This window comes from Xanthomonas sp. Leaf148 (assembly GCF_001423585.1).
In the GTDB taxonomy this organism is placed as follows: Bacteria; Pseudomonadota; Gammaproteobacteria; order Xanthomonadales; family Xanthomonadaceae; genus Xanthomonas.
Map to the genome: position 1 here is coordinate 490486 of NZ_LMOP01000001.1, position 13887 is coordinate 504372.

Sequence of the window (13887 nt, forward strand, 5' to 3'; positions counted from 1 at the left end):
GCGACCTGATCCTGCTTTGACGAATCCCCAATCTCCATGCCCCAATCCCGGCTCTCGACTAGTGCGATAATCGCGTGTCCCCCGCATCACGCCTGCCATGACCCGCACCGCACTTGTCACCACCGCTCTCCCGTATGCCAACGGTCCGCTGCATCTTGGCCACCTGGTCGGTTACATCCAGGCCGATATCTGGGTGCGCGCGCGCCGGTTGCGCGGCGACAAGACCTGGTTCGTCTGCGCCGACGACACCCACGGCACGCCGATCATGCTCGCGGCCGAGAAGGCCGGCGTCACCCCGGAAGCCTTCATCGCCAACATCCAGGCCAGCCATGAGCGCGATTTCGCCGCGTTCGGGGTGACCTTCGATCATTACGATTCGACCAATTCGCCGGTCAATCGCGAGCTCACCGAAGCGTTCTACAACAAGCTGGAAGCAGCCGGCCATATCAGCCGGCGCTCGGTGGCGCAGTTCTACGACCCGGCCAAGGGCATGTTCCTGCCGGACCGCTACATCAAGGGGATCTGCCCCAACTGCGGCAGCGCTGATCAGTACGGCGACAACTGCGAAGTGTGCGGCGCCACCTACGCGCCAACCGAGCTGAAGGAGCCCAAATCGGTGATCTCCGGCGCCACGCCGGAGCTACGCGATTCGGAGCATTTCTTCTTCGAGGTGGGCCATTTCGATGGCTTCCTGCGTGAGTGGCTGGCCGGCGATGTGGCGTTGCCGGGCGTCAAGGCCAAGCTCAAGGAATGGCTGGATGCCGAAGGCGGCCTACGCGCGTGGGACATCTCGCGCGATGCGCCGTATTTCGGCTTCCAGATTCCCGGCCAGCCGGGCAAGTATTTCTATGTGTGGCTGGATGCGCCGATCGGCTACCTGTGCAGCTTCAAGACGCTGTGCGCACAGATGGGCGAAGACTTCGAGGCGCATCTGGTGGCCGGCACGCAGACCGAGCTGCATCACTTCATCGGCAAGGACATCGTCAATTTCCACGGCCTGTTCTGGCCGGCGGTGCTGCACGGCACCGGCCACCGCTCACCCACGCGCCTGCACGTCAACGGCTATCTGACCGTGGACGGCGCCAAGATGTCCAAGTCGCGCGGCACTTTCGTGATGGCGCGGACCTTCCTGGATGTCGGCCTGGAGCCAGAGGCGCTGCGCTATTACTTCGCGGCCAAATCCTCGGGCGGCGTGGACGATCTGGACCTCAACCTGGGCGATTTCATCGCACGGGTGAATGCCGATCTGGTCGGCAAATTCGTCAACCTGGCCAGCCGCTGTGCCGGCTTCATCGGTAAGCGCTTCGACGGCAAGCTGGCCGACGCGCTGCCCGATCCGGCGCAGTACGACCGCTTCGTCGCCGCGTTGGCGCCGATCCGCGAGGCGTATGAGCGCAACGATGCAGCCAGCGCGATCCGCCAGACCATGGCGCTGGCCGACGAGGCCAACAAGTACATCGACGACACCAAGCCGTGGGTGATCGCCAAGCAGGACGGCGCCGATGCGCAGCTGCAATCGGTCTGCACGCAGGGCCTGAACCTGTTCCGCATCCTGGTCGCCGGACTCAAGCCGATCCTGCCGCGCACCTGTGCCGAAGCCGAGGCTTTTTTGTCGGCGCCCATGACCAGTTGGGACGATGTGCAGCGCCCGCTCACGGCGCACACGATCCAGCCCTACACCGCCCTGTTCACCCGTATCGACCCCAAACAGATCGACGCCATGACCGACGCTTCAAAAGACACCATGGCCGCAGCTGCGGCTCCGGCTGCGACCAACGCCAGCAATGCAACGGTGGCCAAGACCGATGCAAAAGCAACTACGCCGGCCAATCCCCCCGCCTCCGTCTCGAATCCAGGGCTTATTGGCATTGACGATTTCGCCAAGCTCGATCTGCGCATCGGCAAGGTGCTGGTGTGCGAGTTCGTGGAAGGCTCGGACAAGCTGCTGCGCTTCGAGCTGGATGCCGGCGAGTTGGGCAAGCGGCAGATCTTTTCGGGCATTCGCGGAAGCTACGGCGAACCGGAAACACTGGTCGGCCGCAGCGTGGTGTTCATTGCCAACCTGGCCCCGCGCAAGATGCGTTTCGGCATCAGCGAAGGCATGATCCTGTCGGCCGGCTTCGACGGCGGCGCGCTGGCGCTGCTGGATGCCGATAGCGGCGCGCAACCAGGCATGCCTGTCAGGTGAAGCGGGAGTGGGGAGTCTGGATTCGCATTCGGGATTCGGGATCAGTAGAAGCCAGAACCGATTGTTGAGGGAGACCTGACACGAGTGCTTGGCGCGTCCCCTCATCCGCCCCTGCGGGGCACCTTCTCCCGCACGCCGGAGAAGGTGTTAGATCAACGCTGGAGCAGCCCCTCTCCCGCCGGGAGAGAGGTTGGGATGAGGGTCCGTGGCGAAGCCCTGGTACCGTTGCACTTGCACGTGGCTCCGTCCGTCCCCTCATCCGCCCCTGCGGGGCACCTTCTCCCGCGCGCGGGAGAAGGAGTTAGATCAGCGATGGAGCAGCCCCTTTCCCGCATGCGGGAGAAGGCAGATAGATCAACGCTGGAGTAGCACCTCCCCCGCATGCGGGAGAGGAGAGCAACCAGTCACCGCGCCCTCACCCCATCCCGAATCCCAACTCCCCAATCCCAGCCCCCATGCACCTGGCCCTGTTCGACTTCGACCACACCATCACCACCTGCGATACCTATGCGCGCTTTCTGCGCAAGGTCGCGGCGCCCGCGCAGTTGGCGTCGGCAAAGTGGCAGGTCGGTCCGTGGGTGCTGGGTTATCGGCTGGGCCTGGTGTCCGCTGCGGCGTTGCGTGCACGTGTGACCCGCATTGTCTTCAGCGGCCGCACGCTGGATGAGATGGCCGCACACGGCGTGGACTACGCGCGCAGCGCGCTGCCGGGCGTCCTGCGTGCAGAGATGATGCAGCGCATCGACTGGCATCAGGCGCAAGGGCACGAGGTGGTACTGGTGTCGGCGTCGGTGGATCTGTATCTGCAGCCGTGGTGCACCCAGCACGGGCTGTCGCTGATCTGCAATCGGCTGGAGCACAGCGACGGCCGCCTGAGCGGGCGCTATGCCGACGGCGATTGCGGCCCGCACAAAGCCGCGCAGATTCGCGCACGCTACGATCTGTCGCAGTACGCATGCGTGCATGCCTACGGCGACAGCCGCGAAGACACGCCGATGCTGGCACTGGCGCACCAGCGCTGGTATCGCGGCAATCCGGTGCACTGAGCGCGCATGCCCGACACCGCGCCCACGTTGGTCGAACGGCTCGACCGCCTGCTGCCGCAGACCCAATGCGGTCAATGCGGCTACGACGGCTGCCGCCCCTATGCGCAGGCCATGGCCGATGGGCACGCCGGTGTCGACCACTGCCCACCCGGCGGCGATGCGGGCGCGCGGGCCCTGGCGCAGGTGTTGGAGGTACCGGCACGCCCGTTCGATCGCAGCCGCGGCGCGCACAAACCACAACAAGTCGCCTGGATCGTGGAGGCCGATTGCATCGGCTGCACCAAATGCATCCAGGCCTGTCCGGTGGATGCGATCGTCGGCGGGGCCAAACACATGCATACGGTGATCGCGCCGTTGTGCACCGGCTGCGAGCTGTGCCTGCCGGCGTGCCCGGTGGATTGCATCGAGCTGCACGCCATCGGCTAGGCGCCGCAAGCGCGAGCCGCTGCGCCGCCAGCCCAGCACGGCCGTCGCTGGATGCCACAACTGTCGCAGGTGGTTCTGCGGCTGCCGCGCGCAAGCGCCCAACCGATGACACGCGTGCCGCGGTGTGCCAGTTACCCGAATGCACGCCGCAAGAATGGCGCGATCTTGCGGCGTGATCGCAGGCAGGTTCCACGCGCAACGCCCGGCATCGCGGCACCGCCCAAACCACCAGCCCGCGCGACCGCGTCCTACATTCCGTCAGGAACGTCCTGACGCCGCCGGCGCATCCATGCTGCGGCGGCGCCCGTATGAGTAGGCACTCCCATCGAGGAATCGGCCGATGCGCCCATTTGCTGCTGTCGTTGCTGCGCTGGCACTCCGCTGCCGGCCGATTCCGCCATTGTTGCTGCTGGTGCTGGGCAGCGTGCCGCTCAACGCGGTGGCGGTCACGCGGGTGGATGGCGACGTCTTCGATGCCGACAAGGGCGCCCTGCGCTACCGCGAATCGCACTGGCTGCTCGACGGTGGCGGGCGGCTAGTGCTGTACCGCTGCCCGAATGGGCAACCGTTCGCACGCAAACAGGTCGATGGCGGCAGCAGCTCGCCCGACTTCAGCCTGATCGATGGGCGCGATGGCTACCGCGAAGGCGTGCGCACGCGCGGCGGCGCGCGCGAGATGTTCCAGCAACAGCCCGGTAAACCCGAACGCAGCACGGCATTACCGGCCGGCAAGGACGAGCGTGTGATCGATGCCGGTTTCGATGCCTATCTGCGCAGCCACTGGGATGCACTGGCCAGCGCATCGCAACGGGTGGACTTCGTGCTGCCCAGCCTGCAACGGCAGTTGGCGTTCCGGGTCGAACGTCTCGACGACAGCGCCGGCCAACGACGCTTCCGCATTTCGCTCGATGCCTGGTATGGCGCAGCAGTGCCATCGCTGGAGGTGCGTTACTCCATCGCCAACAAACGCCTGCTCGAGTTCCGCGGCGTGGGCAATCTGCGCGATGCGCAAGGGCGCTACCCGCGCGTGCGCATCGTGTTTGCGGACACCGCTGCGCGTGCTGCCAGCGCGGACGACCTGCGCCAGGCACGCGAGCAGCCGCTGACCAAGAGCTGCAACGCGTCGTGAGCCAGGCCCGCGCCATCTTCACGTTCGACCACGCGCCGTTGCGTACAACGGCCCGGGCACCCATTCCCCGTACAGGAGCACCTCCATGGCAAAAGCTTATCTCTGGCTCAACGCAGTGCTCTACGTCGTCCTGGCGATCTGGTGCACGCTGTCGCCGGCCAAGACCGCAAACGCGGTTGGCTATACCCAGCTGTCGCCGGCCGGGCAATCGGAGTATCTGGTCATCTATGGCGGCCTGCAGTTGGGCATGGCGTTCCTGTTCGGTTACTTCGCCTGGATCAATCAACCGCGCACCGGGCTGCTGGTCGCGCTGGCGTTCTACGTCCCCATCGTGCTGTTCCGCAGCGTCTCGCTGTCGCGCTTGTGGCCGGTTTCCGCACCAACCGTCGCGCTTGCCGGTGTCGAGATCCTGTTGCTGCTCGCCGCCGTGCTGCTGTGGCTGCGCAAGTGACAGACAGCGCCTGCACAGTCCGGTAGCATCGCCCCCACCTTACCCAACGCCCGATCGCATGAGTGCCATTCCTGGCCAGGACGACGATGAAACCGGACGCCTGCTGACCGCAACTGCGGGCGGCGACCGGCATGCCTTCGAAGCGCTGTACCGGCAGACCTCGCCCAAGCTGTTCGGGGTCTGCCTGCGCATGATCCCGCAACGTGCCGAGGCCGAAGAGGTGCTGCAGGACGTGTTCACGCTGATCTGGCACAAGGCCGGTCAGTTCGATCCCAGCCGTGCCCGCGGGCTGACCTGGCTGGCGATGATCGCGCGCAACAAGGCGATCGATCATCTGCGTGCCAACGCGCCACAGCGCCGCAACGTGGCGCTGGACGATGCCGGCGAACTGCGCGATGGCGATGCGTCTCCGCTGGAACGCACCGAGCGCGCCAGCACGCGTCGTCGCATCGACCACTGCCTGGCCGAACTCGAACCGCCGCGTAGCGAACTGATTCGCACCGCGTTCTTCGAAGGCATCACCTACGAAGAGCTTGCCGCGCGCACCGACACACCGATCGGCACGATTAAAAGCTGGATCCGTCGCGGCCTGGCCAAACTCAAGGCATGTCTGGAACGATGAGCACGCCCTTTCCCATCGACCAGGAACCGCCGCGCGACGTGTTGGCCGGCGAGTACGTGCTCGGCCTGCTGAGCGCAGAAGAACGTCTGGCGGCAGAACAACGCATTGCGACCGACGGCCAGTTCGCCCAGGCGGTGCTGCAGTGGCAGGATCTTCTGGCCCCGTTGCTGGAAGAAATCTCCGCCGTGACCCCGCCTGATCAAGTGTGGGCGCAGGTGCGCCAGACGCTTGGCTTCGACACGCCGCTCCTTGCGGTGACATCGGCCGCGCCTGCAGCCACCACCGGCAAGCCGGCCGCGCCATTGTGGAACAACGTGCGCGTGTGGCGTTGGGCCAGCGCTGGCGGTCTGGCGACCGCTGCGGTGTGCGTGCTCGCGTTGTTGAACCTGCGCACGCCGCCGGCACCGGTACCGCCTGTTGGCGATACGCCGGTGGTACAGACCCCGGTCACCCCGCCGGTGGCCACCACACCGCCGGCCACCGGCATTGCAATGACCTCCACGCTGGCCACCGAAGACGGGCGTCCAGGCTATGTGGCGCTGATGGATGCCGACAAGCACACCATCACGGTGACGCCGCTGGATCGCACCGCCACGGCCGACAAGGTACCCGAGCTGTGGCTGATCACGCCGGACGGCAAGGCGCATTCGATGGGCATCTTCGACGATCAGCGTGCGCGTCGCGCGCAGATCCCGGATCAGCTGATGCCCATGCTCAGCAACGAGGCGATTCTGGCGGTGACGCTGGAACCGCCGGGCGGTGCACCGGGTGGCGTGGCCACCGGCACGGTGGTTGCCAAGGGCGGCATCAGCACGCTGGCAATGGCGCCCTGATCGGGCGCATGAGCACCTGCTGCGCGGCCGCAAGACGCGGCGCAGCAGGTGCTTGAGAGGGCCACCTCTCCTCACTGCCAATGCGTGCCATCCGTCCGGGATGAGCACGCCTGCGTAGCGCTGCTCCTGCACGCTCGCCTGCGCCGCCCACGCAAGCAACTTCACAAGCCACCTCATCAGCGTCAGTGATACTGAGCGCACACATCCGGGTGCGCGGTTGCGTCATTGCGCTGCGCAAACGCGCCAATCCTGTCCTTGCATGCGACGATCAAGCGACCTGGTGCATCTGTTTGCCGGCAGCTTGCGTAAAGGGTGTCGATAACCTACGGAGAACCACGCGTGCCGAGCACTGGACTCGACCCCCGCGCCGCAACGCCTCAACCCTCGCCCACACGTCGTGGCTGGGTTGCATCGCGCATCGGTAGCCTGCGTCGCTGGGTAGATTCGCAAACCGATGAGCCATTGGACGAGGCGCGCGCCGATCGTATCGACTGGCTGCGCGCCCTGCCCTTCATCGCGCTGCATGTGGCCTGCCTGTCGGTGATCTGGGTGGGCGCATCGTGGTTTGCGGTCGCCCTCGCACTGGCGCTGTACGCGCTGCGCATGTTCGCGCTCACCGGCTTCTATCACCGCTATTTTTCTCATCGCGCGTTCAAGACCTCGCGCGTGTTGCAGTTCGTGTTTGCCGCCATCGGTGCAACGTGCGTGCAGCGAGGGCCGCTGTGGTGGGCGGCGCATCACCGCAACCACCACCGGCATACCGACACCGGCCGCGACCCGCATTCGCCGGCCCAGCACGGGTTCTGGTGGAGCCACACCGGTTGGTTCCTGACCCCGCGCAACTTCCGCACCGATTGGGAGGTGATCCCGGACCTGCGCCGTTTCGGCGAGCTGCGTTTTATCGACCGCTTCGACATCGTGATGCCGGTGCTGCTCGCGCTTGGCCTGTATCTGCTTGGCGACTGGCTGGCCGACGCTGCGCCCGCGTTGCACACCAACGGCCCGCAGCTGCTGGTATGGGGATTCGTGCTGTCCACCGTGGCGCTGTTCCATGCCACTTTCACCATCAATTCGCTGGCACACCGCTTCGGCAGCCGGCGGTTCGAGACGCGCGACGACAGCCGCAACAACTGGCTGCTGGCGCTGATCACCTTCGGCGAAGGTTGGCACAACAACCATCATTTCTTCCCCGGTTCGGCGCGGCAAGGCATGCGCTGGTGGGAGTACGACGTCACCTGGTACGGCCTCAAGGCGATGTCGTGGGTGGGGTTGGTGTGGGATCTCAAGCCGATGCCGGCAATGCTCACCCGCCGCGCGCAACGGGTGGCGCGATGAGCGAGGGCAGGATTGCCGTGGTCGGCAGTGGAATCGCCGGCCTGGGCGCAGCGTGGCTGTTGTCGCGTCGCTATGAGGTTTCCCTGTTCGAGGCGGCCGATTATCTCGGCGGCCACACCCACACGCACGACATCCAGCTGGACGGCCAGCGCTATGCGGTGGACAGCGGCTTCATCGTGTTCAACCCGCAGCACTATCCGTTGCTGACCCGCATGTTTGCCGAGCTGGACGTGGCATCGCAGCCGACCACGATGAGTTTTTCGGTGCACGATGCAGGCAGCGGGCTGGAATACAACGCCGGCAGTCTGGATGGGTTGTTTTGCCAGCGGCGCAATCTGCTCAGCCCGCGCTTCTGGCGCATGCTGGCGGACCTGCGGCGTTTTTATCGGCAGGCGCCGGCCGTGCTGCACAGCGACGAGCGTTTCAGCACGCTGGGCGCGTATCTGCAACGGCATGGTTACTCGGCAGCGTTTCGCGACCAGCACCTGGTGCCGATGGCGTCGGCGCTGTGGTCCTCGCCGTCGCAGACCATTCTTGAATTTCCGATGGGCCAGCTGATCGGCTTCATGGCCAACCACCACATGCTGCAGATCAGCGGCCGGCCGCAATGGCAGGTGGTGCGCGGCGGGTCCAACAGCTATATCCGTGCATTGCGTCGGCGCTGGCAGGTGCTGGAGCGCCTGTCCACGCCGGTGCATGCGATCCGGCGCACGCCCGACGGCGTCATGCTCGCCTCGCTGCGCGGCGAAGAGTACTTCGACGAGGTCGTGCTGGCCTGCCATGCCGACGATGCGCTGGGATTGCTGAGCGATGCCACCCCGGCCGAGCGAGAGATCCTGGGCGGCATCACCTACCAGGACAACGACACCGTACTGCACACCGATGCCCGCGTGTTGCCGCGCGACAAGCGCGCCTGGGCAGCGTGGAATGCACATGTGCCGGCCGACCCGCAGGCGCCCTGCACGGTGAGTTATTGGATGAACGCGCTGCAGTCGATCGATGCGCCGCAGCCCTTGATCGTCAGCCTCAATCGCGACCATGACATCGACCCGGCCAAGGTGCTGCGGCGCATGCGCTATCGCCACCCGGTGCAGAACGCTGCCGCGCTGGCGGCGCAGGAGCGCAAGGCGGAGATCCAGGGCCGCCACCACACCTGGTTTGCCGGTGCCGCGTGGGGCTTCGGCTTCCACGAAGACGGCCTGCGCAGCGGTGTGGACGTGGCCCACGGCCTGGGAGTGACCTGGTGATGCAGCTGCTGCGCGAAGCCAGCACCGACGCCGTGCCGCTGCCTCCCGGTGAGGACAGCGGCACCGGCAGCGTGGCCGGCGGCTTGCGCAGCGCGATCTACACCGGATGGGTGCGGCATCGCCGCTTCGCGCCCAAACCGCTGGATTTCCGTTACCGCCTGTTTTTGATGTATCTGGACCTGTCCGAACTGGATCAGGTGTTCGCCCATCGCTGGCTGTGGTCGGTAGGCCGCGCCAATCTGGCGCAGTTCCGTCGCAGCGATTATCTGGGCGACCCCAACGTTCCGCTGGATCAGGCAGTGCGTGATTGCGTGCAGGCGCAGACCGGCGAGCGCCCGGACGGCGCCATCCGGCTGCTGACGCATCTGCGCTACTTCGGCCATGTGTTCAATCCGGTGAGCTTTTATTACTGCTTCGATCGGTACGACGGTTTGCGCTGGATCGTGGCGGAAATCACCAATACACCCTGGCAGCAACGTCACACCTATGTGCTGCCGGTCGCGCAGGCACGCACACATCGCGATGTGCACGCATGGCGGTTCGACAAACGCTTCCACGTATCGCCGTTCATGGGCATGCAGCACCGTTACGATTGGCGCTTCAGCGTGCCGGATGCGCAGCTGCGCGTGCACATGGATGTGCTGGACGCCAATGACGACGACGCTGCCGGCGCAATCGACAACAGCGGCACGCGCCGCTTCGATGCCACGCTGGTCTTGCAACGTCAGCCGCTGACCGCACGCACGTTGGCGCGCACCTTGCTCGCCTATCCCTTGATGACCGTGCAGGTGGTGCTCGCCATCCACTGGCAGGCCTTGCGCCTGTGGCTGCGCGGTAACCCCGTCCACGATCACCCCCATCCGCCTGTGCGAGATCCCCGATGAACGCCACGTCCCTGCCCGATACTGCTGCGCCACGCGCGGCTTCCTGGACGGACCGCCTGCTGCGCAAGCGCCTGCTGGCCACCTTGGGCGAACTGCGCGACGGGCAGCTGCAGCTGCACGAAGGCGACGCGGTGACCACGCTAGGCAATGCCAGCGGAGCGCACGCGCTGCAGATGCAGTTGCGCGTCATCGACCCGGACTTTTATCGACAGGCCGCACTCAACGGTAGCGTCGGTGCGGGCGAGTCGTACATGGATGGGCAGTGGCAGTGCGACGATCTAGTCGGCCTGATGCGCCTGCTGCTGCGCAATCGCGACCGGCTGGACGCAATGGAAACCGGCACCGCGCGCCTGGGTGGCTGGGCGATGCGCAGCCTGCATGCATTCGCCCGCAATACCCGCAATGGCAGCCGACGCAACATCGCCGCGCATTACGACCTGGGCAACCCGCTGTTCAAGCTGTTTCTGGATGACAACCTGATGTACTCGTCGGCGATCTTCGTCGATGGCGAGGAAGCGCAGGGCGAAGCGGCGCTGGAACGTGCGGCCACGCGCAAGCTCGAGCGCATCTGTCAGAAATTGCGTCTGGGGCCGCAACACCACGTGGTCGAAATCGGTACCGGCTGGGGCGGTTTTGCACTGCATGCGGCGCGCGAACACGGTTGCCGGGTCACCACCACCACCATCTCGCGCGAGCAGTTCGATCTGGCGACGCAGCGTATCGCCGATGCCGGATTGAGCGACCGGGTCACGGTGTTGCTGAGCGACTACCGCGATCTACAAGGCCGCTTCGATCGCGTGGTCTCGATCGAGATGATCGAGGCGATCGGCCACCAGTATCTGGACACCTACTTCGCCAAGGTCGGCAGCCTGCTTGCCGACGATGGCGAGGCGCTGATCCAAGCCATCACCATCGAAGATCACCGTTACAAGCAGGCGCTGCATTCGGTGGATTTCATCAAGCGGCATATCTTTCCTGGCAGCTTCATTCCGTCGGTCGCGGCGATGACCGGCGCGGTGGCGCGGGCCAGCGATCTGCGCCTGTTCCATCTGGAAGATATCGGCCCCAGCTATGCGTTGACGCTGCGCGCCTGGCGGCAGCGCTTCATGGCGCAGCTGCCGCAGGTACGCGCACTAGGCTACGACGAACGCTTTCTCCGCATGTGGGAATTTTATCTGGCGTATTGCGAAGCCGGCTTTCTGGAGCGTTCGATCGGCGACGTACACCTGTGGCTGAGTAAGCCCGGTGCGCGCCCGCCGCAGTTCGTGCCCGGCCTTGCGTGACGTATGAAGCAGCTCGGCAACTATCTCGGCTTGCAGGTGCTCTGGGTGGTGGCAGTGGCCGCCGCCGCGCATGCGCGCGTATGGCCGACGCTGCTGGTACTGGCGCTGTTTGCGCTGTACCAACTGTGGCCTTCGCGACGCGCGGTGGGCGACGTGCCGTTATTGATCGCGGCATTGGCGCTGGGCTTGCTGCTGGACACCACGCTGGCGGCCGGGGGCTGGGTGCGTTATGCCGCGCCCTGGCCTGGCAGCGTGCTGGCCCCACCGTGGATTCTGGCGCTGTGGCTGGGCTTTGCGCTCACGCTCAATCATTCGCTGCGCAGCGTGATGCAACGCCCCTGGCTGGCGGTGTTGCTGGGCGCCATCTTCGGCCCGTTCTCGTACTGGCTGGCGCAACGCAGCTGGCATGCGGTGGAACTGGCGCCACCGTTGCTGCATGCGGTCCTCGCGGTCGGCATCGGTTGGGGCGTGGCCTGCGGCGTGTTGTCGCTGTATGCACGGCGTCTGGCGCGACCATTGCCGCACCATAAGACCGGAGAACTGCAATGACTGTGTGGCCGCTGCTGCATGTGGGCGTATTCGCAAGTGGGGTGATGGTGCTGGGCTGGCTCTGGCAGCGCCGCAGCGGCAATGCCGGCCCGGTCGACGTGTTGTGGGCCGCCTGCCTGGCGGTAGCTGCGCCGTATTGCGCGTGGATGTCCGACGGTGCGCTGCTACCACGCGTGTTGGTGGCGGTGCTTGGCGGTCTATGGGGCGCGCGTCTGGCCTGGCATCTGGGCGTGCGCGTGTTCGGCGACCCGCACGAAGACGGCCGTTATCGCGCGCTACGTGAGCATTGGAACGGCGACCAGCGCAAGTTCCTCGGCTTCTTCCTGGCCCAGGCGGTGGTGGTGGTGCTGTTTGCGGTGCCGTTCCTGGCTGCGGCCAGCAACCCGAACCCGGCATGGAGCGTGTGGAGCACCTTGGCGATCGTGGTGTGGTTGATTGCGGTCGGCGGCGAGGCACTGGCTGACCGGCAGTTGTCTGCACACAAGGCCGACCCGGCCAATCGCGGCAAGACCTGTCGCACCGGGCTGTGGCGGTATTCGCGCCACCCCAATTATTTCTTCGAGTTCGTGCACTGGTTCGCCTATCTGGCTTTGGCGGTCGGCGCAGGGCCTTGGCCGGTGGCGCTGTGCGCGCTCGGGCCGGTAGTGATGTTCGTGTTTTTGTATCGCTTCACCGGTATTCCCTACACCGAGCAGCAGGCCCTGCGCTCGCGTGGTGAGGATTACGCGCAGTACCAGCGCACCACCAGTGCGTTTTTCCCGCTTCCCCCTTCGTCCTGAGTTGCCTGGAGAGTTGCATGTCCACCGTCACCGCCCCGCCCTCCGCGCTGCCCGAAGAAGCTTTCGCCACCCGTCTGGCCGAATCCGGCGTGCTGCCCGACGCCGCGTTGCGTCACGGCATCCGGCGTTTGTGCGCGCAGCGCCTGCGCGATGAGCGCGGCGGCGATGCCGATGCCAACGGCGAGCGGCAGCGCGCTTTCATCGACAGCCTGCGCGCCAGCGCGATCGCGATCGAAACCGATGCCGCCAATCGCCAGCATTACGAATTGCCGCCGCAGTTCTTCACCCTGTGCCTGGGCAAGCGGCTGAAATACAGCAGCTGCTATTGGGACGCGAGTACGCCGAACCTGGACGCGGCCGAAGAACGCATGCTGGGGCTATACGGCGAACGCGCCGAGCTGGCCGACGGCCAACGCATTCTGGAGCTGGGCTGCGGCTGGGGCTCGCTGACCTTGTGGATGGCCGAGCGCTACCCCAACGCCACCATCACTGCGGTGTCCAACTCGCGCCCGCAGCGCGCGCATATCCTGGAGCAGTGCCGCGTGCGCGGTCTGGGCAACGTGCAGGTCATCACCGCCGACGTCAACGCGCTGGCACTGCCGCCCGGCAATTTCGACCGTGTGGTGTCGGTGGAAATGTTCGAGCACATGCGCAACTACCGCGATCTGCTTGCACGCGTGGGCAGCTGGCTGGCGCCAGGCGGCAAGTTGTTCGTGCACATTTTCTGTCACCGCGATCTGGCCTATCCGTTCGAGGTGGCCGGCGAAGACAACTGGATGGGACGGCATTTCTTCACCGGCGGGCTGATGCCGGCGGCCGATACGCTGCTGCATTTCCAGCAGGACGTGGTGATCGAACAACGCTGGGTCTTGTCGGGCGAGCATTATGAAAAAACCGCCAATGCCTGGTTGGAAAACCAGGACCGCCACCGCGCGCAGATCATGCCGCTGTTGAAGCAGACCTACGGCGACGACGCGCAGCGCTGGTGGCAGCGTTGGCGCATGTTCTGGCTGGCCTGCGCAGAGCTGTTCGGCTACGACCAAGGCCGCGAATGGGGTGTGGCGCACTACCGCTTCGTCAAGCGCTGAGCGCACGGCGCGTTCAAACGCCTGCGT

Annotated in this window: 14 protein-coding genes; all 14 read left to right on the plus strand. The window is 65.7% G+C overall.

Annotated elements, in window-relative coordinates; translation table 11 throughout:
• The first annotated feature begins 97 nt into the window (after positions 1-97).
• The 14 genes from metG to ASF90_RS02090 all read left to right on the plus strand — a co-directional run bounded on the left by metG (position 98) and on the right by ASF90_RS02090 (position 13860).
• Positions 98-2188, plus strand: a complete 2091-nt coding sequence (gene metG / locus ASF90_RS02025; RefSeq protein WP_055845209.1) for a methionine--tRNA ligase — start codon at positions 98-100, stop codon at positions 2186-2188.
• A 455-nt stretch (positions 2189-2643) separates the two neighbouring features.
• Positions 2644-3234 (plus strand): HAD family hydrolase, encoded by a 591-nt coding sequence (locus tag ASF90_RS02030; protein ID WP_055845211.1) that lies wholly within the window; start codon positions 2644-2646, stop codon positions 3232-3234.
• A 6-nt stretch (positions 3235-3240) separates the two neighbouring features.
• Positions 3241-3660: an Rnf electron transport complex subunit RnfB gene (gene rnfB, locus ASF90_RS02035; protein ID WP_055845213.1), complete on the plus strand. Its 420-nt coding sequence runs from the start codon at positions 3241-3243 to the stop codon at positions 3658-3660.
• A gap of 340 nt (positions 3661-4000) precedes the next feature.
• Entirely contained in the window at positions 4001-4789 is a 789-nt protein-coding gene (locus ASF90_RS02040; RefSeq protein WP_055845216.1) for a hypothetical protein, read from the plus strand.
• Positions 4790-4874: 85 nt separating this feature from the next.
• Positions 4875-5240: a hypothetical protein gene (locus tag ASF90_RS02045; RefSeq protein WP_055845219.1), complete on the plus strand. Its 366-nt coding sequence runs from the start codon at positions 4875-4877 to the stop codon at positions 5238-5240.
• A 58-nt stretch (positions 5241-5298) separates the two neighbouring features.
• A complete protein-coding gene (locus ASF90_RS02050; RefSeq protein WP_055845222.1) occupies positions 5299-5862 on the plus strand; it encodes a sigma-70 family RNA polymerase sigma factor in 564 nt (187 codons plus the stop codon).
• The gene (locus tag ASF90_RS02055) at positions 5859-6695 is read left to right on the plus strand and encodes an anti-sigma factor (RefSeq protein WP_055845225.1); all 837 of its coding nucleotides are present in this window, start codon (positions 5859-5861) and stop codon (positions 6693-6695) included. The genes ASF90_RS02050 and ASF90_RS02055 overlap by 4 nt, the downstream gene beginning before the upstream one ends.
• Positions 6696-7034: 339 nt before the next feature.
• Positions 7035-8030, plus strand: coding sequence for an acyl-CoA desaturase (locus ASF90_RS02060; RefSeq protein WP_082473372.1), 996 nt, complete (start codon positions 7035-7037; stop codon positions 8028-8030).
• Positions 8027-9277, plus strand: coding sequence for an FAD-dependent oxidoreductase (locus ASF90_RS02065; protein WP_055845228.1), 1251 nt, complete (start codon positions 8027-8029; stop codon positions 9275-9277). The genes ASF90_RS02060 and ASF90_RS02065 overlap by 4 nt, the downstream gene beginning before the upstream one ends.
• Complete coding sequence (locus ASF90_RS02070; RefSeq protein WP_055846227.1) at positions 9277-10161, plus strand: DUF1365 domain-containing protein; 885 nt, start codon at positions 9277-9279, stop codon at positions 10159-10161. Before ASF90_RS02065 ends, ASF90_RS02070 begins: the two co-directional genes overlap by 1 nt.
• Positions 10158-11444 (plus strand): cyclopropane-fatty-acyl-phospholipid synthase family protein, encoded by a 1287-nt coding sequence (locus tag ASF90_RS02075; protein ID WP_055845230.1) that lies wholly within the window; start codon positions 10158-10160, stop codon positions 11442-11444. The genes ASF90_RS02070 and ASF90_RS02075 overlap by 4 nt, the downstream gene beginning before the upstream one ends.
• 3 nt (positions 11445-11447) lie before the next feature.
• Positions 11448-11993, plus strand: coding sequence for a DUF2878 domain-containing protein (locus tag ASF90_RS02080; protein ID WP_055845233.1), 546 nt, complete (start codon positions 11448-11450; stop codon positions 11991-11993).
• Positions 11990-12772 carry a DUF1295 domain-containing protein gene (locus ASF90_RS02085; RefSeq protein ID WP_055845235.1) on the plus strand — a complete coding sequence of 261 codons (783 nt, stop codon included), beginning with the start codon at positions 11990-11992 and terminating at the stop codon, positions 12770-12772. The genes ASF90_RS02080 and ASF90_RS02085 overlap by 4 nt, the downstream gene beginning before the upstream one ends.
• A gap of 17 nt (positions 12773-12789) precedes the next feature.
• Positions 12790-13860, plus strand: a complete 1071-nt coding sequence (locus ASF90_RS02090) for a cyclopropane-fatty-acyl-phospholipid synthase family protein (protein WP_055845238.1) — start codon at positions 12790-12792, stop codon at positions 13858-13860.
• The last annotated feature ends 27 nt before the right edge of the window (positions 13861-13887 follow it).

What these genes read in the sequence shown, in the direction of transcription:
- metG (WP_055845209.1), top strand. Translation starts at nt 98, where the DNA reads ATGACCCGCACCGCACTTGTCACCACCGCTCTCCCGTATGCCAACGGT.
- ASF90_RS02030 (WP_055845211.1), top strand. Translation starts at nt 2,644, where the DNA reads ATGCACCTGGCCCTGTTCGACTTCGACCACACCATCACCACCTGCGAT.
- rnfB (WP_055845213.1), top strand. Translation starts at nt 3,241, where the DNA reads ATGCCCGACACCGCGCCCACGTTGGTCGAACGGCTCGACCGCCTGCTG.
- ASF90_RS02040 (WP_055845216.1), top strand. Translation starts at nt 4,001, where the DNA reads ATGCGCCCATTTGCTGCTGTCGTTGCTGCGCTGGCACTCCGCTGCCGG.
- ASF90_RS02045 (WP_055845219.1), top strand. Translation starts at nt 4,875, where the DNA reads ATGGCAAAAGCTTATCTCTGGCTCAACGCAGTGCTCTACGTCGTCCTG.
- ASF90_RS02050 (WP_055845222.1), top strand. Translation starts at nt 5,299, where the DNA reads ATGAGTGCCATTCCTGGCCAGGACGACGATGAAACCGGACGCCTGCTG.
- ASF90_RS02055 (WP_055845225.1), top strand. Translation starts at nt 5,859, where the DNA reads ATGAGCACGCCCTTTCCCATCGACCAGGAACCGCCGCGCGACGTGTTG.
- ASF90_RS02065 (WP_055845228.1), top strand. Translation starts at nt 8,027, where the DNA reads ATGAGCGAGGGCAGGATTGCCGTGGTCGGCAGTGGAATCGCCGGCCTG.
- ASF90_RS02070 (WP_055846227.1), top strand. Translation starts at nt 9,277, where the DNA reads ATGCAGCTGCTGCGCGAAGCCAGCACCGACGCCGTGCCGCTGCCTCCC.
- ASF90_RS02075 (WP_055845230.1), top strand. Translation starts at nt 10,158, where the DNA reads ATGAACGCCACGTCCCTGCCCGATACTGCTGCGCCACGCGCGGCTTCC.
- ASF90_RS02080 (WP_055845233.1), top strand. Translation starts at nt 11,448, where the DNA reads ATGAAGCAGCTCGGCAACTATCTCGGCTTGCAGGTGCTCTGGGTGGTG.
- ASF90_RS02085 (WP_055845235.1), top strand. Translation starts at nt 11,990, where the DNA reads ATGACTGTGTGGCCGCTGCTGCATGTGGGCGTATTCGCAAGTGGGGTG.
- ASF90_RS02090 (WP_055845238.1), top strand. Translation starts at nt 12,790, where the DNA reads ATGTCCACCGTCACCGCCCCGCCCTCCGCGCTGCCCGAAGAAGCTTTC.